The organism is Rhodospirillaceae bacterium (assembly GCA_018662005.1).
Classification (GTDB): Bacteria; Pseudomonadota; Alphaproteobacteria; order Rhodospirillales; family JABHCV01; genus JACNJU01.
Genome location: JABJHA010000015.1, coordinates 90,199 through 115,956 on the forward strand (window position 1 = coordinate 90,199; position 25,758 = coordinate 115,956).

The window sequence follows — 25,758 nt, forward strand, 5'->3', positions numbered from 1 at the left end:
AACCCTCGCTCATCGCTGTTCCCCCTTCTTCGTTTTCATGACTTCAAATCCTCGAGATTCAAAATCATGACCAGATACGATACGCCGGAAATAAGCGTTGTCACGGCAACTATACCAATCATCAACTCCATGAACAGGCCCGTATCAATGTTATAACCGCTCGCCCCCAGCACCATGGCGGCCAGGGTGATCTGTGCCACGGTGTTGACCTTGCTGATAAATAATGGCGACATTTCCAGTGTCCGCACCATGGTCTGGAACAAAATCACCGCACCGACGATCATGACATCGCGAAAAACAACCGTAATCACCAGCCAGTTTTCAAGATAGCCCTGTGCGCCGAGCGTAATGTAGATACTGACCAGCAGGGCCTTGTCAGCAATAGGGTCCAGGTAAGAACCAATTTCGGTGACCTCGTCCCAGCGTTTGGCAAGGTATCCGTCAACGGCGTCACTGATACCGGCAGCGACGAAAAGCCAGAAGGCAGCCAGGATAAAATCATTGAGAATCAACCACACCGTGACAGGCACGGCGATCAGTCGCCCCAACGTGATCATGTTGGGGATGTTCAGGTCCATATCCTTGCCGTGAAATCGTTGTATTATTTTCCCAGCTCCAATACCCAACCATCGCCTTCACGATTAATCACAAGGTCGGCTTGTTCAAGGGCCAGGGCGAGTTGTCCGGGTTCGCCGATGTAATGCAAATTCACCCTGACTTCATCCAGAGACAAGAGCACCAGGTCACTTTTGCGAATAACAGCTACACCGCCCAACCGGTTACGAATGTCGAGCCAGTCAGCAAGTCCGCCAATCCGGATTTTAACGGCGACCACAGCCTGCTGGCCAAACTGCAAAAGATTGTCGCGCTTCCAGTTATCCTCGATCTGACGGGTCAATTCGACGGCCGCCCTGGTGAGCATCATGTCGAGGGTTTCCTGTTCGCCGGAGGTAAAGCTTTTGACCACCGTCTGCTCCTGCTGGGCGGTGCCGTAGCGGGTCACATAGACTTCCAGATCAGGCCGCCCGCGATCCATATTCATGGTCGCGTGAGCAACAATCGTGTCACCGGCGTCATAGCGACCGGCAATCGCCGACAGGCGTTGCTCATCGCCGGAAACGGCCTGCTCAGGCCCGATTGTCGCGATATCGGACAAATCGCCACCCGGCAAGATCGCTGGCACCAGCGAGAATATTTCAGGTCGTTCGGCCCAGGCATGACGCCAGGGGTTGGGATCATCCCATAGCAGCAAAGCCCCGGCGGCCTGATAGACAGGCAACACCAGCACCGGTTTGGAGGTGGTTTCGGCAAACGCGATTTCCCGGTCAATCAACATGCGGCGTACCGCGTCAGCCTTGAAACTGTAGTTCAGGGTCGCCAGATAACGCACGGCGGATGCCTTCTCCTGGGCAACCTCGAAATCGAGCACGAAGGCGGCGATTTCTGCGGCGCTGAAAGCGGGCAGTCGAAAATGATCGCGACGCATGGTCAGGCGTTCAAGCAACTGGCGAAAAGCCGCCCGCTCGCCCATCGCCAGCGCCTTGTCACGGGCTTCTGCGGTCGAGGCGGCAGTCACATCAACCTTCAGGCCACTGGTCACGAAAACATCGTTCTGGGCGGCCTGTCCGGTGCCCACCAATGCACATAACAAACCAACAAAAAGCACAAATGTGCGAATTGACTTGGCTAACCACGGATCGATCATTGCAAACAGTTCCAGAACATTTATCTTCATAAGTTTTTTCTTTATTTACAATGGTTTACAAATTTATAACCACGGAAAACCGTTCACACATTACTCACACAAGCCCCTGAAACATAAGTGAATGTACTTTACACTTTACACATTATTCACACAAAAATTGCTCCTTGATTTACACGGTGTACTGCCTTTTCTCGGACAATAACCGGACATCGCCTACATTACCTAATTAGCTGATCCATTGAGGCATTTACAGATAATCCCGATTGAACATCAGAACGGTAAATTCGGTTCAATATGTCGATATCGATGTTTGTCAAATAGACAGGATCAAGTGTTGGTGTTCGCACGGTATTACCGCTTTTGACCATACCACGCAGTCCTAAAATTCCAGCAAAATTTCCTGCTATGCACTTGTGAGTTTGATCATCTTTCAAAGTACTGTCCCAATATATCACCGCACTAACAATGTATTTTTGTTCATCATCAAGTTGAATTCGGTGTCCACACTTTGAAATATTATTCTCTGCATAAAAGCTCTGAGAGAAATTAGGACCGCTCGCAAAACCAGGCAGTGATCTAAGGACCTTAAGATGTTTTTCCGTTACTAACTTTAGATCGTCAGAAGAAATGAGCAATACGTTGGCCGCATTTTTGGTGGCGGCAGTGATGCTAATTGGAGTGTTATCGGAAATCCGTTTCAGAATTCCATCAAATGCCATTTGGTCATAATAAGGAAGCTCCGTGAGGACGTGAATTTTCAACTCAGATTTCCATTTGTAGATTTTTCCTGGCTCTTCACCAGCAGACGCTACAAGCGCATTAATATAGGACTGTAGTTGCTCTTGAGTTTGTTCATGACTGCTCACGTTTTCAGGCAAAGATACATCTGCCGAATGCAAGATATCTGGAATATACCTGCTGATCAGGTAAGTAGACAGGTACGCCATGAGGACAATCATGCCGACCATTTTTATTTTTCCCCATTTAGTTTTGGGCCGGTATTTTTTCTTCCATTCTTTTATTACATTTTTCTGCTTTTCACCCAAATGGGCGAGGTATTCCTCCTTGTCCCATTCGTCATTTTGTACGCTCATCGGCCACTCTCCAAAATAAGAATTTTTGCCGCCGTTGCGTTATGGTTGTACAGATTTAATGAATTTACAATTGGTAAAATTCATTTAAAGGCATATTAAATTAGAGAAATGTTCGGTCTAGGCTAAGTCCGTAGCCTTTCCCTTTTAACCGCGAAGCTATGATTGTAGTATGCGGAAAATGCGAGTCTAGAAGGTGAAGATACAAAACCATTTTGCTTATACAAATTTTGGCTAAGTTATTCTAAATACTCAACAATGGTTCACACATATTTCACACGCGAACAAAATGTGTTTATTTGATGTTTGTTTTCAATACGTTAAAAATTGAGCAATCAGTTCCAGATCAAGTATCTTCTGCTTTCTCGGTGAGAGCGGAACTTAGCATAGTTGAAGCAGGGAGGAAGCCATTAACGGCCTAAATTACAAGGATGCTGGTGTTGACATCGATGCGGGTGAAGCGCTGGTCGATGCGATCAAGCCTTTGGCCAAATCGACGGCCCGTGACGGCGTTGCATCGGGACTCGGTGGTTTCGGGGCCATGTTCGACCTTAAAGCCGCCGGTTTCCAGGATCCCGTATTGGTTGCTGGCACGGACGGCGTCGGCACCAAGCTGAAAGTCGCCATCGAAGCGGGCAAACATGACACGGTTGGTATCGATCTGGTTGCCATGTGCGTTAATGATCTGATCGTTCAAGGCGCAGAGCCCTTGTTTTTCCTTGATTACTTCGCCACTGCTAAACTTGATGTGGCGGCCGGAACCGACATCGTTTCAGGCATTGCCGAAGGTTGCCGCCGCTCCGGCTGCGCCCTGATTGGCGGCGAGACAGCCGAAATGCCCGGCATGTACGCCAGCGGTGATTATGATCTGGCCGGTTTTTGCGTCGGCGCGGTCGAACGCGACGCTATTTTAAGCGGCGATAAGGTCGGCGATGGTGATGTTATTCTCGGCCTTGCCTCTAGCGGTTTGCACTCAAACGGATTCTCGCTGGTGCGCCGGGTTGTAGAACTCGCAGGCCTGGATTATAGCGCCGACGCCCCCTTCCAGCCCGGCGTCAGTCTTGCCGATGCATTGCTGGAACCGACACGTATCTACGTCAAAAGTTGCCTCACGGCGATTGCTGCAGGCGGTGTCCATGGCCTCGCTCACATCACTGGCGGCGGCTTGCTTGAAAATATCCCGCGCGTCCTGCCCGAAGGTCTGGGCGCTGATCTTGATGCCGCCGCCTGGGATTTGCCGCCTGTCTTCGACTGGCTGGCCAGAGCCGGTGGCATAGCCCAAAACGAAATGGCCCGCACCTTTAACTGCGGCATCGGCATGGCGGTTATCGTTGCCGCAGATCGTGCTGAAGACCTTGCCCAGGTGTTTATCGACAATGGCGAAACGGTCGCCACGATTGGCCGGGTCGTCGCCCGCGAGGGTGGCGGCGTTGAAATTACAAATATCGAAGACAAATGGCCAATCTGAAACTCTGTGTCCTGATATCGGGACGGGGATCAAACCTGCAATCCCTGATCGACGCGTGTGCAGACAATGCCTTCCCGGCGGAAATCGCCCTTGTCGTCTCCAACATCGATGGTGTGCAAGGACTTGAGCGCGCCAAAAAGGCCGGCATTCCGACCACGGTGCTGAGCCATAAAGATTTCAAAAGCCGTGAAACATTCGATGCCTCATTAACGCAAACCATCAGCCGCTTTGATGTGGACTTGCTGTGTCTGGCAGGGTTTATGCGTATTTTAAGCGACGGGTTCGTCAATCACTGGTTTGACCGGCTGATCAACATCCACCCTTCTTTGCTACCAGATTACAAGGGCCTGCATGTGCATGAACGGGTCATCGAAGCCGGTGAGGATTTTTCGGGCTGCACGGTCCACTACGTTCGCCCCGACATGGATTCAGGGCCGATCATCAAACAGGCAAAAGTCGCCGTTGAAGCGGACGATAACGCCGATACCCTTGCCGCAAGAGTGCTGGAGCAGGAACACATCATCTACCCCGAAGCCGTCCGCCTGATCGCCGAAGGCCGGGTCCGTATCGAAAATGAATGCGTCGTTATCAATGCTGGCACCTAGGCCCGTAAATTCAGGAGCAACAGTTGCCTTCCTGAATGGGCGGACATGGGACATCGGCATAGGAACAGAAGACGCAACAGTCCCCCGGTAGTGCCTTCAAAACGACCCCGCAACCCTTGCAATCGTAGAAGAACTGACAGGCGTCCGTCGGCATAACCTCGGTTTCCGTGTGCCCACATTCAGGGCAAATAATCGTTGAATTTAACTGGATTTCAGTCGCCACAATCCAAATCCTGTCAGGGCCAAAAATGCAACCAACGCCGGAAGCAGCAGGTAATCAAGCCAGCCAAGCCACGCTGACAAGCCGACCCCGCCCAACAGCACCACCAGCAAAGGTGTGAAACAACATAGCATTGATATGACCGAGCCAATAACGCCGGTTTTTATAAGCGTGCGATTTTTCATTTAAAATTCAACCCGAAATGCCTGACGTAACGTATCGTAATTTTGGCATTTCTTGAGTCACAATCCTGTGACGCAGAACAAGAAAAAGCCCCCCGACCTGCGCCGGAGGGCTTTTTAAATTCATGCGCCTGAGTTTGTTCAGCCGACGATTTCGGCGTCCGAGAAGAAGAAGCTGATTTCCTTGGCGGCGTTCTCGACACTGTCAGAGCCATGCACCGAGTTTTCCTGAACGTTAAGCGCAAATTCCTTGCGCACGGTGCCTTCATCGGCCTGGGCCGGGTTGGTGGCACCCATGATTTCGCGGTGGTGGGCGACGGCGTTTTCGCCTTCCAAAACCTGTGCGACGACCGGTGCTGAAATCATGTAATCAACGAGTTCACCGAAGAACGAGCGTTCATTGTGAACTTCGTAAAAGGTTTCAGCCTGTTCCCGCGACAACCGGATACGGCGCTGCGCGACGATGCGCAATCCAGCATCTTCAAACAGGGCATTGATCTTGCCGGTGATGTTGCGTTCGGTGGCGTCCGGTTTAATGATAGACAAAGTCCGCTCGATAGCCATTACCCGATAGTCTCCAACTTAATTAGTGAATTCCTGCCGGTATCTGATGCCTAAATCAGTGCAAGTCCCATGGCCCGGCATTAAGGCCGCGGTTTATAGCCCCATCGAAGGGTATTGGCAAGGGCTTGCAAAATTCATTATTAAGCCCTTTTCCATCCTAGCGTCTCCGTGCTATCAGACCGCCCATGTTACATATCAATGACCTTACCTACCGCATTGGCGGCCGCGTTTTGTTCGATGGAGCCTCCGTCGCCTTGTCCGTTGGCCACAAGGCCGGACTTGTCGGCCGAAATGGCACTGGCAAGACGACCCTGTTCAAATTGATTCTGGGTGAACTTCACGCCGATGGCGGTTCGACCAGTGTTCGCAAGCGCGCTCGTATCGGCACTGTCGCCCAGGAAGCCCCGGGCGGCGAGACAAGCCTTGTCGATGCTGTTCTGGCCGCCGACACTGAACGATCCGCATTATTGATTGAGGCAGACAGTGCCAGCGACCCCGAACGGATCGCCGAAATCCACAACCGTCTCGCCGATATCGATGCTCATTCGGCACCGTCGCGGGCGGCAACGATCCTGTCCGGCCTGGGTTTCAATGAAGAAGCCCAGCAACGGGCGTGCTCGGATTTTTCCGGCGGCTGGCGTATGCGCGTCGCCCTTGCCGCCGTGTTGTTCTCGAACCCTGACGTATTGCTGCTCGATGAACCGACAAACCACCTGGACCTTGAAGCGACACTGTGGCTGGAAAGTTATCTCGCCAATTGGCGCGGCACCATGCTGGTGATCAGTCATGACCGCACCTTGCTCAATGCATCTGTGAGTGAAATCATCCACTTGCAGGGCGGCAAACTGACACGTTACGCAGGCGGTTATGACCGTTTTGAGAAAACCCGTGCCGAACGTCTTGCCAACGAGTCAAAAATGCGGACCAAGCAATTGGCCGCCCAGCGCCATATCCAGTCTTTCGTCGATCGCTTCCGGGCCCAGGCCAACAAGGCCAAGCAAGCCCAAAGCCGCATTAAAATGCTCGCCCGTATGCAACCGATTACCTCGATGATGGAAGACCGTACCGTTTCCTTCGACTTTCCCAACCCCGAGCAACTAGCGCCCCCGCTGATCACCCTCGATGAGACAGAAGTCGGATACGAAGCCGACAAACCGGTCCTGCGCGGACTCGACCTGCGCATTGATATGGATGACCGTATCGGCCTGATTGGCGCCAACGGCAATGGCAAATCAACCCTGGTCAAACTGCTGTCTGACCGCCTGAAACCGATGGCCGGCAACCTTCGCAAATCATCTAAATTGCGGATCGGATATTTCGCCCAGCATCAAACTGATGAATTGAATGTGGAATCTACCGCCTATCAGGTGATGGCGGCGAAGGTTCCCGATGCCACTGAATCAAAGGTTCGCGCCCTGCTGGGACACTTCGGTTTCGGCAGTGAAAAAGTTGAAACACTTATCGCCGATCTTTCCGGTGGCGAGAAAGCCCGGCTGCTGTTTGCGATAATGAGCATCGACAAGCCCCATGTTTTGTTGCTGGATGAACCAACAAACCATCTGGATGTTGATGCCCGCGAATCCCTCGTCCATGCGCTCAATGATTATGAAGGGGCGGTGATCCTTGTCAGCCACGACCCGCATTTAATCGAACTGGTTTGTGACCGTCTGTGGTTGGTCGATGGCGGCGGCTGTCAGGTCTGGGACGGAGACTTATCCGAATACCGGAAGAAACTTCTTGATGAGCAACGCGGCGGCAACAAAACCGGCAACGCCGGCAAGGGCCAGGGATCGAAAAATCGCAAACAGGTGCGCCAGGAGCGCGCCAAGGCCAGGGCCGAAACAAACGGCCTCAGAACATCTGCGAAGGAAGCCCTGAAAACTTTCGAGAAACTGGAAAAGCAGAAAACAGAAATGGAAACCCGTCTCGCCTCCAGCGACGTCTACGAGGGATCGACCGCAGAATTGATGGCGTTGCAGGTCAAATTGGGTAACATCAAATCAGCACTGGGTGAAGCCGAAGACGCCTGGTTGGCTGCCGAAGCCGCAATCGAAGCCGCGAAAACTGATTAATTCAGGCCCGTTTTTTCGTCCGCCAGATACTCTGTCATCTCATCCACCGACAAAGGGTGACTGAAATGAAAGCCCTGAATAAGATGGCAGCCACGCGCCTTCAATAGCTCCAGCTGTTCCGGTGTTTCCACCCCTTCAACGACAACTGTAAGCCCCAGGCTTTTGCTCATGGCGATAATCGCATCGACCAGGGCCAGATCACCATCGTTGGTGGCGATATCGCGAATAAACGTTTGATCAATCTTCAGGGTATCGACCTGGAATTTCTTCAGGTATGCCAGCGACGAATAGCCGGTTCCAAAATCATCAAGAGCCAGTTTGACCCCCATGGCTGTCAGCTCGCGCAAGCGATCAAGGATTTGGACTGAATCATCCATCAGCAGGTTTTCCGTAATCTCGATCGTCAAAGCTGCCGCCGGCAAGCCACTGTCGGCAAGCACGCCTCTAACGGACTCAACCAAATCGGAACTTCTGAAATGGGCATTTGAAACATTGACGCTAAGCTGCAACTGCGGCGCAACCCCGGTCCGCCATGCAGCAACCTGAACGCAGGCTTCAGCCAGCACCCACTTGTCTATCGGCAGGATAAACCCAGTTTCTTCCGCCACCTTGATAAGTTGTTCGGGATCAACGGCTTTCAGGACGCTGTCATTCCAGCGTATCAGGGCCTCGATCGAAGCCAGCCTATCCCCGGCTATATCAACGACAGGCTGGAAGTAGAGTTCCAGATCGCCCCGGTCCAGCGCATGGCGAAGACGCTCGGCAATTCGGCCATGGTGTTCGGCTTGATCATTGAGACCGGGGGTGAAGAAACGGAAGGTGTTGCGACCACTTCGTTTCGACTTGTACATGGCGGCGTCAGCATTTTGCAAAAGAATTTCTGCCTCCTCGCCATCATCAGGGAAAATCGAAATACCAAGGCTGACAGTGGCAAATGTCTCGTCGCCATCAAGGTCGAACGGATTGATAAAAGCATCGATAATCTTCTTGGCAACAATTTCAGGACCACTGGGCAATTCAACGTCATTGAGCAGAATAATAAATTCATCCCCGCCCAAACGCGCCACAGTGTCCTCTTGACGAATGAGGTTACTAAGCCTTTGACCAACCTTTTCCAGTAGTTGATCGCCGGCAACGTGACCACGGGAATCATTGATCTGTTTAAAATGATCAAGATCGACAAAAATTAAGCAAACATTACGCTGCTCACGCCGGGCATGTTCCATAGCCAGGGCAAGCCTGTCGAAAAGTAGCGCCCGGTTTGGAAGCCCGGTGACAAAATCAATTGTTGCCTGTTCAAGCAACTGTTCTTCAGCAAGTTTACGAGCCGTTATATCTTCGTGACTGGAAATAACCACGGACCAGTCATTAGCCGGATTTTTGATAACCCGGCTCGTGCATCTGATTTCAATAGCAGTACCATCGGCCGTAACATCGTGAAGCTCTGCCGTAAACGTCGACGCCCCCGAAGCCATGGAAACCAACTCACCGATATAAAATCGACGCCAGCTGGTATCAGCCCAAAGATCGTTATCGGCTTCATATTTCTTGTATTCCTCAAGTGTGTTTACGCCAAACATTCTGATCTGGGTATCGTTGGCGTCGACAACTTCAACTTCCAAAACGATCGATTTCAGCACATCCTCATTTTCCTCTAAGTATTTGGCTAAATCATTCACGCCTTCGCTGGCTAAACGTTCAATCGAAATTTTAACCTGGGAATAATCCTCAAGTGTGACGCCTGTGGGAAATTGATGGAAAAGAGAACGAAACTGATGCTCGCTTTCACTCAATTTTTTTTCTGCCTGCTTACGAACCGTAATATCCCTGCCGGTTCCATAGTAGCCATCGAAAGAACCATCCGCCTTGAATACCGGATTGCCGCTAATTGAAATGGTCAGAGTTTTCCCACCTGCTATCATCAGGTCGTATTCAAAATTACGAAATTCACGGTGTTCATCCACGACTTGCAGATGCTGCTTCCAATTTTCATCATCATCTGTCCCGTAACGAATTTCACGACGGGTTTTGCCGATATAAATATCGGGATCAAAGCCGGTAATTTCCTTGTTACGCGCCGAGAAATAAGTGAAGCGCAAATCCGCATCCATCTCCCAGAACCAATCCGATGAAATTTTAGCGAATTCCCGGAATTTCGCCTCACTTTCCCGCAGGGCTCTTTCGACCGTTTTGCGATCAGAAATATCGGAATAAAGGGTTACGAAGCCTCCACCCAGGGTTGGCTGGCGGCGAATTTCCAGAATCCGGCCATCGGTGGTAGTTCTTTCAAAATGAAAGGACTCGAATTGTTTGGCTTTATTGACGCGTTCAAGCACCTTTTCATCAACATCACCTGAACCATATTCTCCCCGTTCGACCAGAAATCTGATGAAAGATTCAAAAGGATCACCGGGATGAAACCGATCTTTAGGTAAATTCAACAATTCAAGAAACCGGCTGTTGAAAGCGACAATATTAAAATCCGCATCAACCATACTGATGCCATCGGCCATATTTTCAAAAGTCGTTTCAAGAAATTCGGTTTTTGCTTTTAGTTCCTGGGCTGTCTTGCTGATGGCGATGTCTTCGACACTTGACCAGATCAAATCTTCATCGTTTTCACGGATCAGCACACCCGACAGGCGAACAGGAATCCGGTGGCCGTCCTTGTGGATATACTCCTTCTCGTAGGGTCCGTAGTGACCGCTCTCACTCAATGACGCCAGTTGCGCCTGTTCCTGTTTTTCGTAATCAATTGGCGTCACCTGCCAGTAGGTCAGCTTCAACGCCTCTTCGACGCTATATCCGATCATCAAGGCAAAGGCCTCGTTGACATAGGACAGGCGTCCGTCCATGTGGCAGATCGCCAGGCCTATGGGCAAGGCCTCGAACAACTGATGACTGAATCGATCACGATCACTCAAAGCGACCCCTAACCACTGGCTTTTTCCTGCCAGCCGCCGTGTTCTGATTGTTGTAAATACTTCAACTGATAGCCCGCGCTCTTGTAGGACTTCCAGCGTTCGCGTGCAGCCGCCACCTGGGCTCCGTCATTGCCGTCGAAAAGTTCAAAACAGCGCTCAAAACCGTCCAGGTCAGCACGCTCCGCCCCGTCGGTCAAAAAAACAAAGGTGGCGTCATTTGGATTTTCTTCAAGCTCAGTTAACCAAATCGGCTGGTCCTCACTGCGTCCATCCTTTTTACCGCCATGGGGTAGCCACGAGTCTTTTTTATAACTCCACAGGGTTTGACCAAGGTGTTCGGCACGGGCGCCCGAAGCGGTCATGACAAGGGCGCGCTTGCCCGCGCCAAGTGTCTTTTCCAACAACATGGGCAAAACATCCTCAAGACGGGATTTCTGCAAGTGGTAGAAAGACACCTCGGTCATATCTGTAGAAAACCTTATTTTTCGTAATGATCGGCAACCAGACGATCTAGCAGGCGAACGCCAAACGCCGTGCCACCCTTGGGCGTTGTCGAAGATGCCTTGGAGGACCAGGTTACCCCGGCGATATCCAGATGCGCCCACGGCGTCTTGTCGACGAAGCGTTTCAGGAATTGCGCCGCAGTAATCGAACCGGCGCCGCGTCCGCCGGATATATTTTTCATGTCGGCGGCGTCGCAATTGAGCATCTTGTCATAGTTGTCGCCCATGGGCAGCCGCCAGACACTTTCGCCGACGGCCTCGCCAGCGTCGCTCAACTGACCAGATAATTTGTCATCGTTTGAGAACATGCCGGCTTTTTCGTTGCCCAGACAGATAATAATGGCGCCGGTCAATGTTGCCAGATCGACCATGAATTTTGGTTTGAAGCGTTCCTTCGTATACCACAGTGCGTCAGCCAGCACGAGACGCCCTTCGGCATCCGTATTGAGCACTTCGATGGTTTGCCCTGACATGGAGGTGACAATATCGCCGGGTCGTTGGGCCGCTCCAGACGGCATGTTTTCAACCAGCCCGACGACACCAACCACATTGGCGTTGGCCTTGCGTCCGGCCAGCGCTTTCATCAGGCCGATGACGACGCCTGAGCCGCCCATATCCCATTTCATGTCTTCCATACCACCCGATGGCTTGATCGAGATGCCGCCGGTATCAAAGGTCACACCCTTGCCCACGAAGGCGACGGGAGCATCGGACTTGGCTTTGCCCTTTTTGCCGTTCCAGCGCATGACCACCATCTTGGATTCCCTGATGCTGCCCTGACCGACGCCCAGCAAAGCGCCCATGCCAAGCTTGCGCATCTGTACCTCGCCCAAGACTTCGACCTTGACGCCAAGTTTGCTTAAAGACTGAGCCTGTTTGGCCAGTGTTTCGGGGTACAGAACATTGGCAGGTTCGGAAACCAGATCGCGTGTCATAAAGACACCACTTGCAACCTTGTCCATAGGTGCAAACGCCTTGCGCGCCCGGGTTGCGCCCGCGCAGGCAATTTTCAATGCCTTGAGGCTGGGCTTGCTTTCAGGTTTTTCCTTGGTCCGGTACTTATCAAACCGGTACGAGCGCAAGCGCGCCCCCAGGGCCATTTCGGCAGCCATCTGATCAGGTTTCATGGCGCACTTTTCAATGGCGTCGACCATTACCTGTACGGTGGCGTGACCCTTGGTCGAAAGGGCTGCGTATATTTCGCCGCCAAGACCTTGCATGGCCTTGGCATCAATGGCCTTGGCCTTACCCATACCGACAAGCAAAATACGCGTAAAGCCGGTTCCGCCCGGCGCCAAAAGCGGCAAGCTACTGGTTCTGCCACCCTTAAAGCGGCTCGCCTTGATAGCCCGAACCAGACCGCCGGACATCATTTTATCCAGCGCCTTGGCGCTATCGGTGAGCTTGCGTCCGTCCAGAACACCGACAACGACGACGCCGGTTTTTGGCAATCCGGGATTGGTAAAGGTAATTTTCATGGATCAGGAGTCCTTTTTTAATTCTTTGACGGCAGCAAGACGGTTCTGCCAGATTTCCAGGTCATCAGGGTCGGCGTCGATGTCGTTTTCTTCGATCATTTTCGTATGTATGGCGACCTGCTCTTTAATGCAGACCGTGACCTCGGCCAGATGTTCGGCAGGGATATCATTGATCGTCACCTTGCCATCGAACAGCATGTCGGCCCGATCCATCATCGACAGTTTTTCAACCTTGGCTTCAACTTCGCGCCATTGTTGATACCAGGCGTCATAGATGGCGGACTCGCCCTTAAATCCTGTCTTTTCCATATGCTCATCAAGGGTTCCCATAATGGCCAGGAACTCGTGAACCGTCAGCTGCAAATTACTCACTTGTCTTCCCCTTTATTGTACCGGCCAGATAAATGTAACGATGCTGGCGGCATTATAAAATAATTAGTTGTCATTTGGCCCCAATATCGTCAATCGCTTCGATCTTTCTGTCGGCGCTCATCAGCCAGACGACACCACCGGGAAGCCCGAACAGCAAAGCAATCAATCCGAACAGGATCGACAGCGCCAAGGCTCCTTCACCGGGAACCCCGATCAGGGCGAAGGCGGTGACCATGGCTTGTTCGCGAACCCCCCAACCGGCAATGGAAATGGGCAAGGTCATCACCAGCAGCACCGGAGGGATCAGAACCATGCAATCAAGCCAGGTGATTTGAAGGTCCAGCGACAGGGCCAATAAGTAAACCATCAAGGTGACGTTGACATGACCGGCAAGTGACCAACCGAGCGCCCGGGTAGCGTGTGCCGGTGACAGAAAGACCCTGCGGGTATCAGTGGCCAACATCGCCAACCCGTGAACAAAGCGCCAATGGGAAATTTTTGAAGGCAACCGGTCAAGAAACATCAGCAGCAGCAACCCGGCGACCCCGCCAAACCCTAACAGGCTGGCGAAAGGCACAATCCAGGTCGCCTCATCAGGGCCGACCCGGTCAATAAAAAATGGCGTCGCAATGACAACCAGTAAAACCAGGCCCAGAACGGTCGCCACCCTCTCCAGCATCACGCCGTTGATGGCGCAATGCAGACTTAAGCCCCCCTTGTAGGCTTTGTAGACGCGAACCGCATCACCACCGACCGAAGAAGGCAACGCCTGATTGAAGAAGAAACCCATCATGTAGATGCGCAGACCGTCAGCAAATGAAAGAACCGCTTTGATAGCGCTCAGAACTACCCGCCAACGGATCACGCAGATGCCGACCTGGACTATCGAAACGAGACAAGCCAAACCCAGCATTTTCATGTCAGCAGCAAGAATTCTGTCCCGTGCGGCCCCCAGATTGATGCCGTCAACCAACATCCAGATCAGGCCACCGGACACCAGGAATTTCAGCGCCAGGGCAATATGTTTTTTACTCATTGGATATTTACTTATTCGTCAGGAATCCGAAGCAGGCCATGGTTTAACAGCATCGACTGCCGCTGTCATTACCGGAGAACGACCCGCTGACGTTTTGGCCCCCAGGTGCCCGGCGGACCATCGAAGACACCGGCGCACGCCGTGCCGCAGTTTTGGCAATGCCCATCGGCGCTTAAGGCCCAGGTAGAAAGTTGATACCAGTCACGGCCGATCAGCATTTCGCCGCAGTTGTGGCAATAGGTGCTCTCGCCCTCGAAGTCGTGGACATTGCCCGTATAGGCGTAGCGGACGCCATTTTTAAGGGCGATTCGGCGAGCCATCTTCAAGGTTTCAAATGGCGTCGCCGGAATATCCATCATCTTCCAGTCCGGATGAAAGGCCGAAAAATGCATGGGCACGTTCGGCCCCAGGTTTTCAACCACCCACTGAGTCATCTCCTCGATTTCACCCTCGGAATCATTCTCGCCGGGGATCAGCAAGGTGGTGATTTCAAACCACACATCGGTTTCATGTTTCAGATAGCTCAGGGTTTCGAGCACCGGCGCCAGTTCGGTTGAGCACAGGCGTTTATAGAAATCCTCGGTAAAAGCCTTAAGGTCAATATTGGCGGCGTCCATGTGCTGATAGAATTCAACCCGCGGTTCCGGGCAGACATAACCCGCCGTCACCGCCACATTGCTGACGCCGCGCTCACGGCAGGCTTTGGCCACATCAACGGCGTATTCATGAAAAATGGTCGGATCATTGTAGGTATAGGCGACCGACTTGCATCCGGATTTCAGCGCCGCCTCGGCAATCATCTCAGGCGAGGCCAGATCCTGCAGCTTGTCAAATTCCCGCGACTTGCTGATGTCCCAGTTCTGGCAAAACTTACAGGTCAGATTGCATCCCGCCGTGCCAAAGGACAGAACCGGGGTGCCGGGCAGGAAGTGGCCGAGCGGTTTCTTCTCAATTGGATCGATACAGAAGCCGGATGAGCGCCCGTAAGTGGTCAGGACGATTTCGCCGCCTGAGCAGGCGCGAACGAAACACAGGCCACGCTGACCGTCATGCAGCTTGCAGAAACGCGGGCACAAATCGCACTGTACCCGCCCGTCATCAAGGCCGTGCCAGTAACGACCGGGAAAGGCGTCGGGGAAATTCTCGGCTGGCGCACTGTTATTCATCATTCAACCTGCAGCAGACAATTGTCCGCCAAAGTTTCAATGGGTGTTAAATCCTGGTGATGTTTGAAATCAGGACGTGTCGGGCGACGCAGGGCGTTTGAGACCGGATTGACAATCAGTGAAAAAATCGACCGGTCCCACGGTGACATATTATTTGGGGAACCATGAACCAGATTATCGAAGAAGATCAGCGCGGTTCCCTTTTTCCCCGTAGCCGAAACCATTCCATGCTGCTTAGTCAGTTCGCTGACCACATCTTCACCGACCGTCCAAAGCGGATAACTGGTGGTTTGAATATCCAGCGCCGTTTCATGTTCGCCGTATTTGTGTGATTGGGGGATGAAAAACAGAGGCCCGTTGAATTCAGATACATCATCGAGAAAAATATGCAGGTTCAAGGCCAGCGGTTTTTCAACACCATCTTCTCCGCGATGGGTGGCGAAATCATAATGCCATTGCCAGATTTCTCCTGAAAAGGCAGCTTTAACATTGACCTTCACCTGCTGAACATAAAGTGGTTCTGCGTATATCTGCTGCGCCATGTCGATCAATCGCGGATGTCGCACCAGCTTGGAAAACACCTCATCACGAAGATGCAAACCCATGGATGTTCTGACCACCTTCGATGATTGCTCAACAATATTGGCTGGGTGCTCTTCGGTGAAAAGAGACGGCAACCGTGACTTGATCACCTCGACCTCATCAACTGAAAACCGTTCAGGGAGGACCAAATATCCCTGATGATTTAGTTGTTTAATCTGTTGATCCGACAGTTTCACTAGGCATTTCCCACATAAATTCCAAATCCAGGATAATGCTAGCCAACTTGCTCCAATGCAGGAAGATTTTTCGAAGGCCACGCTTTGAAATTCAAGCCGCCGCAGCCCCTTTACTTCACGTCCCGGCGGGACTACTTTTTTGGAATGGGCTCAATCAGACCACCTGCCGTTGCCGGAACCTTCTATTCGGGCAGTTCAGAACAGCTTGGCGCCGACGTTGCCGGTTTTCTGGCCGCTGCCGAAACCGGGACAGCCGTCCCCAAGGCGATCATCGTTCCCCATGCGGGCTTTATATATTCCGGTTCCACCGCGGCCAGCGCTTTTGTGCTGCTGAAAGCCGCCGCCGCGACGATCAGGCGGGTGGTTTTGCTGGGACCGTGTCACCGGGTGCCTTTGAGCGGACTGGCCTTGAGCAGTGCCGAGGCCTTTTCGACACCGCTTGGCAACGTCGCCATCGATAGCGAGGCGGCCCGCGCCATTGCCAACCTGCCCCAGGTTCAGGTGTTTGACGAGACCCACGCCCAGGAACATTCACTGGAAGTGCAATTGCCGTTCCTGCAAGCGGTGCTTGAGGATTTTAAAGTGCTGCCGCTGGTGGTTGGCGACGCAAATCCAGACATGGTCGCCGAAATTCTCGATGCCCTGTGGGGAGGTCCCGAAACGCTGATCGTGATTTCCTCGGACCTGAGCCACTTCCTTGATTATGAGCGGGCCCGAAGTCTCGACGCCAGCACCAGCCGGGCCATTGAAAACCTGGACCCCGCCGCCATCGGCGATGATCAGGCTTGCGGGCGCAACCCCGTTAAAGGTTTGCTGGCGCTGGCCAAACGACGCGGCCTGAAAGTCGAAACGCTGGGCCTGTGTAATTCAGGCGACACCGCAGGAACCAAAGACCGTGTCGTTGGCTATGGCGCCTGGGCGTTTTATGAGGGCGACAAAAGTGAAGATTTTGAAGCCAGGACTCGCACCCTTCTCGATGAACACGGCGTGACCCTGCTTGCCCTGGCTAGTGACAGCATCAACCACGGCCTTGCCGATGGAACGCCTGCCCCGATCAATCTGGTCGATTTTCCAGCCGCCATCACCGCCCCCGGCGCCTCTTTTGTGACCCTGAAAAAGAACGGCCAGTTGCGCGGATGCATTGGATCGGCACAGGCCCATAGGCCGCTGGTGACTGACGTTACCGACAACGCATTTGCCTCGGCCTTCCGCGATCATCGTTTCTCGCCGTTGATGGTAGATGAATTGGTCGGGCTGGAGCTTTCCATATCCGTGTTAAGCCCGTCTTCACCAATGAGCATTACAAGCGAGAAGGATTTGCTAAAACAACTGAGGCCACAAATTGACGGGCTGATCATTGAAGATAAAGGGATGCGCGCCCTGTTCCTGCCTTCGGTTTGGCGACAGCTGCCCCAGCCTGAACAGTTTCTCGGTCATTTGAAGGCCAAGGCCGGAATGGCCAGGGGCCACTGGTCACCAACATTTAAAGCATGGCGTTTTATCGCCGCCGAAATATCCGCTTAAGCAAAAAGGAATAATAGAAAGTGTCTGAACCCAAAACCCTGTTGTCAATGGCCGGTGCGCCGATGGACCCGTCGAAACTCTCCGATTCCGCGCTGGTACTGATTGACTGTCAGAATGAATATGTCTCGGGTGTACTCGCCCTGCCCGCCGTCGCCCCGGCTTTGGCCGAAGCGGCAAAAGTGTTGGCCCGGGCCCGCGACGCGGGTACACCTGTTGTCCATGTGGTCCACCACGGTCGCCCGGGCGGCGGTGTCTTCGACCCGGATGGACCATCCTCGGAAATTGCACCGCAAGTGGCGGCTGTCGAAGGCGAAGCGCAGGTTACCAAGGCGCTGCCCAATGCTTTCGCCGGAACCAATCTGGATGACATTCTTAAAGCAACCGGCAAGAAGGAACTGATCCTTGTCGGTTTCATGACCCACATGTGCATCAGCGCCACGGCCCGGGTGGCGACGGACCTGGGCTACCGGGTCAGTATTGTCGCAGACGCCACCGCGACCCGTGATTTGCCGGGACCCGGCGGTGACGGGGTGGTCGGGGCCGAAGACCTGAAACGGGTGGAACTGGCGGCCCTTGCCGATCGTTTCGCCATTATCGTAAAATCTGCCGCAGAGTTGGGGGAATAGCCGCGTGACACTAAACATCACAATCGACCTGATGGAACAGATTGGTGACCTTGCCAAAAGTGCCGGCAAGGAAATCATGAAAATCTACAACAGCGACTTCACCGTCGACACCAAGGCTGATAACTCCCCCGTAACCGAGGCAGACCGCATCGCCGAAGAACTGATCATCCGTGGCCTGCGTGAAGGCGTCACAGCCCAGTTTCCGATTATCGGCGAGGAAGCCTTCGCCGCCGGGACCGCGCCCGAAATTGGCTCCGGCCCGTTCTGGCTGGTTGACGCCCTTGACGGCACCAAGAGCTTTATTTCCAAAAGCGCCGAGTTCACCGTCAACATTGCCCTGATTGATGGCGGCCTTCCGACCCTTGGCGTCGTTCACGCCCCTGCCTTAGGCGATACCTACTGGGGTAGTCGCAGCGGTGCGTTTTGGGAATCGGCGGACGAAACACCGAAAACCATCTCGTGCCGGGCCCCCGGCGGTGATGGCCTGGTCGTCGTTGCCAGCCGCAATCATCGCTCACCTGAACTGGAAGACTATATTGCCGAACTGGAGGTCAAAAATTCAACCAGCGCCGGCAGTTCTCTTAAATTTTGTCTGGTCGCCGCAGGCCTTGCCGATATCTATCCGCGGCTGGGCCGGACCATGGAATGGGACACCGCTGCTGGACACGCCGTCGTCATGGCCGCAGGGGGTAGTGTGCGCAAACTCGACGACAGCCCACTGACTTACGCCAAGGCCGGGTTCGAGAACCCGCATTTCGTCGTTCGTGGGCTCGACGAGTAGGCAGAAAATAACGACTTTCAAGTCTTGACGGTGATTTTCTATAGGCGCAATATAGTCCACAGGTAGCCGGGAAACCGGCCCCTGAAAAAGCCGCCGTAACCCTTACGGTGACTGCTGACCGGGTCATTACCGCGGATGGTCCAGTCATTAGCAGAACAGAGAGTAAAGAGCCGTTGGCTGGTCCGGCGGCTCTTTCTTTGGTGATCAGTAAAGGCAAACCCTTGCTTCAGGAAAATTCCGAAAATATCGCCAAAGCCGCCACCATCATTACTAACGGCGGACTGGTCGCCTTTCCTACTGAAACCGTATACGGCCTGGGCGGCGACGCCACCAACGATGACGCCATCGCCGGTATATTCGAGGCCAAGGAGCGGCCCCGCTTTAATCCGCTGATTATCCACTTTGCTGATCATGAAAGCGCCGCCGCCACCGTTGAATTCAACGAAACGGCAGAAGCACTGGCCGGTGCTTTCTGGCCCGGCGCCTTGACCCTGGTTTTGAAGCGCCAACCCGATTGCCCGGTTTCCCTGCTCGCCAGCGCCGGGCTCGACACCCTGGCGGTGCGGGTTCCCAACCATCCCCTCGCCCACGCCCTGCTAAAAGCGGCAAAGACACCCATCGCGGCACCCAGCGCCAACCGCTCGGGACACATCAGCCCAACGACAGCCGCCCACGTCGAGGAAAGCCTCGGTGATGACATTGACGCCATAATCGATGGTGGCCCCTGTGTTATTGGTCTGGAATCGACGGTTATCGATTTAAGCACCGATACCCCGACCCTGTTGCGACACGGTGGCACCGCCCGCGAGGACATCGAAGCTGTCATTGGAACCCTTGAAATTTCGGACGGCGGCGAAGAAATGCCGCGTTCTCCGGGTATGTTAAAGCGTCATTACGCGCCTATGATCCCGCTGCGTCTGAACGCTGAAAAACCCGAGCCCGGCGAGGCATTGCTCGCCTTCGGGCCCAAGGTCAGCGCCCGCCATGCCAACTTAAGCCGCAGCGGCGACTTAAAAGAAGCAGCGGCCAACCTGTTCGCCATGCTACACATGCTCGATCAACCGGGCTTAAAAGGCATCGCCGTCATGACAATCCCCAACACCGGACTGGGCGTCGCCATCAACGACCGGCTGAAGCGGGCGGTGAGTTCGTCATGACCAAGCATTCCCCCGCGCTGGAAAGCATCCGCGACATTGTCGGGCCGAAGGGCTGGATTGATTCGCAAGCTGACATGCAGCCTTATTTAAGTGAACAACGCGGTGTCTATGAGGGTGTCGCGCCGGCGATTGTCAAACCGGCCTCGACCGAAGACGTCGCCGGGGTTCTGAAGATTTGTTCACAGGCCGGGTTGGCCGTCGTTCCCCAGGGCGGCAACACCGGACTGGTCGGTGGCGGTGTTCCTGATTTTCCGGACGGCGACGGTATTGTCCTGAGTACCGAAAGGCTGAACAGCATTCGCAACATTGACCCCTTAAACCAGACCATGACCGTCGAGGCCGGGGTTATTCTTGCCGATATCCAGCAAGCCGCCGATGACGTTGAGGCGTTTTTTCCGTTAAGTCTGGGGGCTGAAGGATCATGTCGGATTGGCGGCAATCTTTCGACCAACGCCGGCGGCGTGCAGGTTTTACGCTACGGCAATGCCCGCGATCTGGTGCTTGGGCTTGAAGTGGTGCTGGCCGACGGGCGCATCTGGGATGGCCTTCGTTCGTTGCGCAAAGACAATACCGGCTATGATCTTAAACACCTGTTTATGGGCGCCGAAGGGACGCTGGGCATTATTACCGCCGCCGTCCTGAAAACCTTTCCTCGCCCAAAAGCCAAAGCAACGGCCATCTGCGCGGCTAAGGATACGGCGTCGATCATGGGACTGTTCAGCCGCGCCAGGGATCGTCTCGGCGATGGTCTGAACACCTTTGAAATCATGAACCGCTTCGCCTTCGACATTGCGACACGCCATATTCCCGGCAACAAGGACCCTTTCGAGGCTCCGCACGGCCAGTACGCCCTGCTGGAGGCAACCGGCACGGGCTCCCATATTAACGAAGCCCTGCACGATCTGCTGGAGGATGGCTTCAGGGATGGCGTCATTGAAGACGCGGTCGTCGCCGCAAACAGTTCCCAAACCAAAGAACTCTGGCGCATTCGTGAAACCATCCCTGAATCCCAGCATTTTGAGGGCGGTTCCATTTCCCACGATGTTTCGGTTCCCGTTGCCCGGGTTGAAGAATTCCTGGGGCGGGCGACAACCATGTTCGAGGCGGAAATGGAGGGTATTCGTATCTGCGTCTTCGGCCACGCGGGCGACGGCAACATCCATTTCAATTTGAGCCAGCCCGTAGGCATGGACAAACAGGACTATCTGGATCACAAAAAGCATCTTAACCGGCTGATCTATGATTTGGCCGTCGGCATGGATGGCAGCTTTAGCGCCGAACACGGTATTGGACAGTTGAAACGCGACGATCTTGCCCTTTATAAATCAGATGTCGAACTGGATCTGATGCGGGCCATGAAGAAAGCACTCGACCCGTCCAATATTATGAACCCCGGAAAGATCATCTGATGAGCACATACACAGCCCCGACCCAGGATATTCACTTCGTTCTCAACGAGATTGCCGGTCTTGGTGATGTCGCTACCCTGCCTGGGTTTGAAGACGCGACGCCCGATCTGGTTGAAGCCGTCATTGAGGAAGCAGGCAAACTGGCATCAGATGTTCTGGCCCCCTTAAATCGCAGTGGTGATATCGAAAACTGTCACTTTGAAAATGGTGTCGTGCGCACCCCGAAGGGTTCCAAAGACGCTTACAGGCAATTTATCGAAGGTGGCTGGAACGGCGTCCCCTTTGACCCGGACTTCGGCGGCCAGGGTCTGCCCTGGTTGGTTTCGACCGCCGTTTCTGAAATCTGGAATTCCGCCAACATGGCCTTTAGCCTGTGCCCACTGCTAACCCAGGGCACGATCGAGTTATTGACCACCCATGGTTCTGATGAACTACAGGCGACATTTCTGGAAAAACTGATTTCGGGCGAGTGGAACGGCACCATGAACCTGACCGAGTCACAGGCCGGAACAGACCTTGCACGGATCAAATCCAAGGCCGCGCGGGATGGTCAGCATTACCGCATCAGTGGTCAGAAAATTTTCATCACCTTCGGTGAACATGACCTGACCGATAACATCATTCATATGGTATTGGCGCGCCTGCCGGACGCACCCGAAGGGGTAAAAGGCATTTCATTGTTCCTGGTGCCTAAATTCCTGGTCAACCCGGATGGCAGTCTTGGCGAACGCAATGATCTGAAGTGCGTGTCCATTGAACATAAGCTTGGCATCAATGCCAGCCCCACCGCCGTTATGTCTTACGGCGATAACGATGGTGCCATTGGTTATCTGGTCGGGGCTGAAAATGAAGGCATCAAATGCATGTTCACGATGATGAACAACGCCCGCCTGGCGGTCGGCCTGGAAGGCGTCGCTATCGCCGAACGGGCCTATCAGCAAGCCCGTGATTATGCGTTGGAACGGGTTCAGAGTCGTGACGCATCAAGCAAGAGTCATGACGCGGTGACCATCATTCACCATCCGGATGTCAAACGCATGTTGCTGTCCATGAAATCCCGAACCGAGGCAACCCGCGCCCTGGCTTACAGCACTGCGGCAACCCTGGACACCGCCAATCGTCACCCCGACAGTGAAAAGAGGGCAAGCGCGCAAGCGATGCTCGACCTTTTGATACCCGTGGTCAAAGCCTGGAGCACGGATATCGGTATTGACGTCGCCAACATCGGTGTCCAGGTCCATGGTGGCATGGGATATATCGAGGAAACCGGTGCCGCCCAGCATTTACGGGATGCCCGCATCGCCTCTATTTACGAAGGCACCAACGGCATTCAGGCCATTGATCTGGTCGGTCGCAAGGTGGTGCGCGAAAACGGTGAAACCATCGGCACCCTGATCGCAGACATTCGCCGTTTTGCACCGAAAGCCGCCAACGATGACCTGACCGCCATCGCCGAACGACTTGAAACGGCGACAAATGCCCTGGAAAAGGCGACAGCGTGGGTGGTTGAAACATTTCCCACAGACCCCAATGCTGTCCTTGCCGGCGCCAATTCTTATCTATCCTTGCTCGGGCTCACGCTGGGCGGCTGGATGATGGGCAGAGCTGCCGAAATCTCGCTTAAAAAACTCGAAATGGGGCAAGGCGACCCGGCCTTTTACAAGGCAAAAATCAACTCGGCCCGCTTTTTTGCCGATCAGGTTCTCGTCGAGGCCGCGAGTCACTGTGAAAAAATCGTTTCAGGATCGGTTTCGATCACTCAAAGCGATTTTTCCAGTTAGTGACCCCATCAGCTTAAAATTCGTTAAACCTTGATTTTTTTGTGTTTTTCAGACATTTTACGCTGGAAGTTAGGGTGATATTTCATCAATGAGTGGCCTGAATAAATACGTCCTCAAGCAATTGCTTGTGGGAATGATCCTCGTCACAGCGGGGTTAACCTGTGTCATATGGCTGACCCAGTCGCTGAAGTTCGTCGAAATGATCGTCAATCGTGGCCTGACGACAGGCGTCTTCATGTATTTTACGATGTTGCTGCTGCCGAATTTTCTCTCCATCGTCCTGCCAATCGCCCTGTTTACGGTCATCGTCTTCACCTATTCAAAACTGATCACAGATCGGGAAATGGTTGTCATGCGGGCCGCGGGTCTGAGCCAACATGCGTTGGCAAAGCCGGGTTTGATTTTGACTTTTATCGTTGTCATTCTGGGTTACCTGATCAATATCTACCTGCTGCCCCACTCCTACAGAATGTTCAGGGAATTACAGTGGGAAATCCGCAACAGTTACACCCACATTCTGTTGCAGGAAGGCGCTTTTAACGAGGCATCCGAAGACATCATTGTCTACATTCGCAAACGATCCACCGATGGCCAACTGCACGGCATTCTGGTCCATGACGGGCGCGATAAAAACAAACCCTACACCCTGCTTGCCGAACGTGGTGCCATGTTGCAAGGCGAGGAAGGATCCCGGGTCGTCATGTACAACGGTAACCGTCAGGAAGTTGATCCGGACACTCATCAATTTTCGATCCTGTATTTTGATCGCTATATCTTTGAAATGGCCGCCACGTCCAATAGCAACGCCGGGCGGTTCCGCGAAGCGCGGGAAAGAACGGTTTATGAACTGTTCAACCTTGATAAAGACCCCGATATGTTGCCCCGAAACGTAGGCAAATTTACAGTCGAGGGACACAAAAGGCTGATTTCCCCAATTTCAGCCTTGGGTTATGCGCTTGTCGGGCTGGCAATTCTTATTTCCAGCAGTTTCAGCAGGCGCACACAATCAAGAAGGATCGTTCTGGCGGCCGTTATTGTTGTCACCTTGCAAGCGGCAATGCTGGCCCTGGAAAATGCCACGGCAAAAAATCTCTCATTGGTACCGGCCCTGTACGTCCTGGGCTTGTTGCCGGTGTTCGCAGGTTATCTGCTAATGTTGAAATCACCGAAAACGAGAGCCACCAGGCGGTTTGGGGCGGCGGGTTAGTCATGCGCCTTTCTACAACCATGTCCCTGTATATTGGCAGACAATTCATTGTCAGCTTTTTGGCCATCTTCACGATCCTTCTGACCCTGATTTTATTAGTCGATGTGATCGAACTATTAAGACGCGCCGCGTCAAAACCGCAGGTAAATTTCGCCATGGTCATGGAAATGGCCGTTCTGAAACTTCCCCATATGGGCCAACAGCTTTTCCCCTTTGCCATCCTATTCGGCGGGATGTCCGCATTTTGGCGTCTGACCCGCAATCACGAACTTGTTGTATCACGCGCAGCGGGCGTATCGGCTTGGCAATTTCTTCTGCCGGTACTGGTTTTGGCTTTTATCTTGGGCATTGTAAAAATTTCCATTTTTAATCCACTGGCTTCGACCATGCTGACCCGTTTTGAACGGGTTGAAGCGGCAGCCTTTAAAGGGCAGGAAAGTTTCCTCGCCCTTTCAAGTTCCGGGTTATGGCTGCGCCAGTCCGATGGCACGGATCAATCGGTTATCCATGCCAAGAGTTTTTTACAACAAGGCAAAGAGGTCGAATTAGGAGCCGTCAATGTGTTCATTTACAAGGGGGTGGGTGAATTCATAAAACGCATTGATGCCAGTGGAGCTATTTTGGAAGATGGCTTCTGGCATATGAATGATGTCTGGATTCATCAACCCGATGTCCCCTCTCAACACGAAGAGGAATTCTGGCTGGAAACGGACCTGACACTGGGCTCCATTCAGGATAATTTCGCGCCTCCTGAAACAATGTCGTTCTGGGATTTGCCCGCCTTTATTGAAACCCTTGAAGGATCAGGATTTTCTGCGGTCCGTCATCGTTTACATTGGCATTCCCTGCTGGCGGCACCCTTGCTAATGTGCGCCATGGTGCTCATCGCGGCTACTTTTACACTGCGCCATGCACGACGAGGAGGGACAGTTTTTGTTATTTCAGGTGGCGTTTTAACCGGCTTTGTACTTTATTTTTTCTCGGATGTCGTTTTTGCCCTTGGCCTTTCGGACTCGATCCCTGTAACACTTGCCGCCTGGACCCCATCAGGTGTGACTTTATTGCTGGGACTTGCGATGTTGCTCCATCTTGAGGATGGTTAGGGTCG

At 53.3% G+C, this 25,758-nt stretch carries 24 protein-coding genes; 11 read left to right on the forward strand and 13 right to left on the reverse strand.

Features of this window, described 5'->3' with window-relative positions; translation table 11 throughout:
• Positions 1 to 35: 35 nt before the first annotated feature.
• The 3 genes from HOL66_08080 to HOL66_08090 all read right to left on the reverse strand — a co-directional run bounded on the left by HOL66_08080 (position 36) and on the right by HOL66_08090 (position 2,799).
• A complete protein-coding gene (locus HOL66_08080; protein ID MBT5244189.1) occupies positions 36 to 572 on the reverse strand; it encodes a CDP-alcohol phosphatidyltransferase family protein in 537 nt (178 codons plus the stop codon).
• A gap of 29 nt (positions 573 to 601) precedes the next feature.
• The gene (locus HOL66_08085; GenBank protein ID MBT5244190.1) at positions 602 to 1,735 is read right to left on the reverse strand and encodes a DUF2066 domain-containing protein; all 1,134 of its coding nucleotides are present in this window, start codon (positions 1,733 to 1,735) and stop codon (positions 602 to 604) included.
• 188 nt (positions 1,736 to 1,923) lie between these two features.
• Positions 1,924 to 2,799: a hypothetical protein gene (locus tag HOL66_08090; GenBank protein ID MBT5244191.1), complete on the reverse strand. Its 876-nt coding sequence runs from the start codon at positions 2,797 to 2,799 to the stop codon at positions 1,924 to 1,926.
• A gap of 406 nt (positions 2,800 to 3,205) precedes the next feature.
• Between HOL66_08090 and HOL66_08095 the strand changes: the two genes are divergently transcribed.
• Positions 3,206 to 4,264: a phosphoribosylformylglycinamidine cyclo-ligase gene (locus tag HOL66_08095; protein ID MBT5244192.1), complete on the forward strand. Its 1,059-nt coding sequence runs from the start codon at positions 3,206 to 3,208 to the stop codon at positions 4,262 to 4,264.
• Complete coding sequence (locus HOL66_08100) at positions 4,252 to 4,869, forward strand: phosphoribosylglycinamide formyltransferase (GenBank protein ID MBT5244193.1); 618 nt, start codon at positions 4,252 to 4,254, stop codon at positions 4,867 to 4,869. Before HOL66_08095 ends, HOL66_08100 begins: the two co-directional genes overlap by 13 nt.
• Before the next feature lie 10 nt (positions 4,870 to 4,879).
• Here the strand turns inward: HOL66_08100 and HOL66_08105 are convergent, their stop codons facing one another.
• The 3 genes from HOL66_08105 to ndk all read right to left on the reverse strand — a co-directional run bounded on the left by HOL66_08105 (position 4,880) and on the right by ndk (position 5,835).
• Positions 4,880 to 5,092, reverse strand: coding sequence for a hypothetical protein (locus tag HOL66_08105; protein ID MBT5244194.1), 213 nt, complete (start codon positions 5,090 to 5,092; stop codon positions 4,880 to 4,882).
• A complete protein-coding gene (merF, locus tag HOL66_08110; protein ID MBT5244195.1) occupies positions 5,071 to 5,274 on the reverse strand; it encodes a mercury resistance system transport protein MerF in 204 nt (67 codons plus the stop codon). The genes HOL66_08105 and merF overlap by 22 nt, the downstream gene beginning before the upstream one ends.
• A gap of 138 nt (positions 5,275 to 5,412) precedes the next feature.
• Positions 5,413 to 5,835, reverse strand: a complete 423-nt coding sequence (ndk, locus tag HOL66_08115; protein ID MBT5244196.1) for a nucleoside-diphosphate kinase — start codon at positions 5,833 to 5,835, stop codon at positions 5,413 to 5,415.
• Between the two features lie 185 nt (positions 5,836 to 6,020).
• Between ndk and HOL66_08120 the strand changes: the two genes are divergently transcribed.
• Positions 6,021 to 7,907, forward strand: a complete 1,887-nt coding sequence (locus HOL66_08120) for an ABC-F family ATP-binding cassette domain-containing protein (GenBank protein ID MBT5244197.1) — start codon at positions 6,021 to 6,023, stop codon at positions 7,905 to 7,907.
• Here HOL66_08120 and HOL66_08125 read toward each other — a convergent pair.
• From HOL66_08125 to HOL66_08155, 7 genes are all read right to left on the reverse strand, one after another.
• Positions 7,904 to 10,831, reverse strand: coding sequence for an EAL domain-containing protein (locus tag HOL66_08125; protein ID MBT5244198.1), 2,928 nt, complete (start codon positions 10,829 to 10,831; stop codon positions 7,904 to 7,906). The genes HOL66_08120 and HOL66_08125 overlap by 4 nt on opposite strands.
• A gap of 8 nt (positions 10,832 to 10,839) precedes the next feature.
• Positions 10,840 to 11,295, reverse strand: coding sequence for a DNA polymerase III subunit chi (locus HOL66_08130; protein ID MBT5244199.1), 456 nt, complete (start codon positions 11,293 to 11,295; stop codon positions 10,840 to 10,842).
• Positions 11,296 to 11,309: 14 nt separating this feature from the next.
• Positions 11,310 to 12,812 (reverse strand): leucyl aminopeptidase, encoded by a 1,503-nt coding sequence (locus HOL66_08135; GenBank protein ID MBT5244200.1) that lies wholly within the window; start codon positions 12,810 to 12,812, stop codon positions 11,310 to 11,312.
• Between the two features lie 3 nt (positions 12,813 to 12,815).
• Complete coding sequence (locus tag HOL66_08140; protein ID MBT5244201.1) at positions 12,816 to 13,184, reverse strand: hypothetical protein; 369 nt, start codon at positions 13,182 to 13,184, stop codon at positions 12,816 to 12,818.
• Between the two features lie 70 nt (positions 13,185 to 13,254).
• Positions 13,255 to 14,220, reverse strand: coding sequence for a flippase-like domain-containing protein (locus HOL66_08145; protein MBT5244202.1), 966 nt, complete (start codon positions 14,218 to 14,220; stop codon positions 13,255 to 13,257).
• A 68-nt stretch (positions 14,221 to 14,288) separates the two neighbouring features.
• Positions 14,289 to 15,386 (reverse strand): AmmeMemoRadiSam system radical SAM enzyme, encoded by a 1,098-nt coding sequence (amrS, locus tag HOL66_08150; protein ID MBT5244203.1) that lies wholly within the window; start codon positions 15,384 to 15,386, stop codon positions 14,289 to 14,291.
• Complete coding sequence (locus HOL66_08155; protein ID MBT5244204.1) at positions 15,386 to 16,246, reverse strand: proline hydroxylase; 861 nt, start codon at positions 16,244 to 16,246, stop codon at positions 15,386 to 15,388. Before HOL66_08155 ends, amrS begins: the two co-directional genes overlap by 1 nt.
• 63 nt (positions 16,247 to 16,309) lie before the next feature.
• On the opposite strand from HOL66_08155, the gene amrB reads away from it, so the two are divergent.
• The 8 genes from amrB to lptG all read left to right on the forward strand — a co-directional run bounded on the left by amrB (position 16,310) and on the right by lptG (position 25,753).
• Positions 16,310 to 17,689 (forward strand): AmmeMemoRadiSam system protein B, encoded by a 1,380-nt coding sequence (gene amrB, locus HOL66_08160; GenBank protein MBT5244205.1) that lies wholly within the window; start codon positions 16,310 to 16,312, stop codon positions 17,687 to 17,689.
• 47 nt (positions 17,690 to 17,736) lie between these two features.
• Positions 17,737 to 18,315, forward strand: coding sequence for a cysteine hydrolase (locus tag HOL66_08165; protein ID MBT5244206.1), 579 nt, complete (start codon positions 17,737 to 17,739; stop codon positions 18,313 to 18,315).
• Positions 18,316 to 18,346: 31 nt separating this feature from the next.
• Complete coding sequence (gene cysQ / locus HOL66_08170; GenBank protein MBT5244207.1) at positions 18,347 to 19,096, forward strand: 3'(2'),5'-bisphosphate nucleotidase CysQ; 750 nt, start codon at positions 18,347 to 18,349, stop codon at positions 19,094 to 19,096.
• A 203-nt stretch (positions 19,097 to 19,299) separates the two neighbouring features.
• A complete protein-coding gene (locus HOL66_08175; GenBank protein ID MBT5244208.1) occupies positions 19,300 to 20,253 on the forward strand; it encodes a threonylcarbamoyl-AMP synthase in 954 nt (317 codons plus the stop codon).
• Positions 20,250 to 21,662 carry an FAD-binding oxidoreductase gene (locus HOL66_08180; protein ID MBT5244209.1) on the forward strand — a complete coding sequence of 471 codons (1,413 nt, stop codon included), beginning with the start codon at positions 20,250 to 20,252 and terminating at the stop codon, positions 21,660 to 21,662. The genes HOL66_08175 and HOL66_08180 overlap by 4 nt, the downstream gene beginning before the upstream one ends.
• Positions 21,662 to 23,443, forward strand: a complete 1,782-nt coding sequence (locus HOL66_08185; GenBank protein MBT5244210.1) for an acyl-CoA dehydrogenase — start codon at positions 21,662 to 21,664, stop codon at positions 23,441 to 23,443. Before HOL66_08180 ends, HOL66_08185 begins: the two co-directional genes overlap by 1 nt.
• Positions 23,444 to 23,531: 88 nt before the next feature.
• Complete coding sequence (gene lptF / locus HOL66_08190; GenBank protein MBT5244211.1) at positions 23,532 to 24,650, forward strand: LPS export ABC transporter permease LptF; 1,119 nt, start codon at positions 23,532 to 23,534, stop codon at positions 24,648 to 24,650.
• Between the two features lie 2 nt (positions 24,651 to 24,652).
• Positions 24,653 to 25,753, forward strand: coding sequence for an LPS export ABC transporter permease LptG (gene lptG, locus HOL66_08195; protein MBT5244212.1), 1,101 nt, complete (start codon positions 24,653 to 24,655; stop codon positions 25,751 to 25,753).
• Positions 25,754 to 25,758 lie beyond the last annotated feature (5 nt).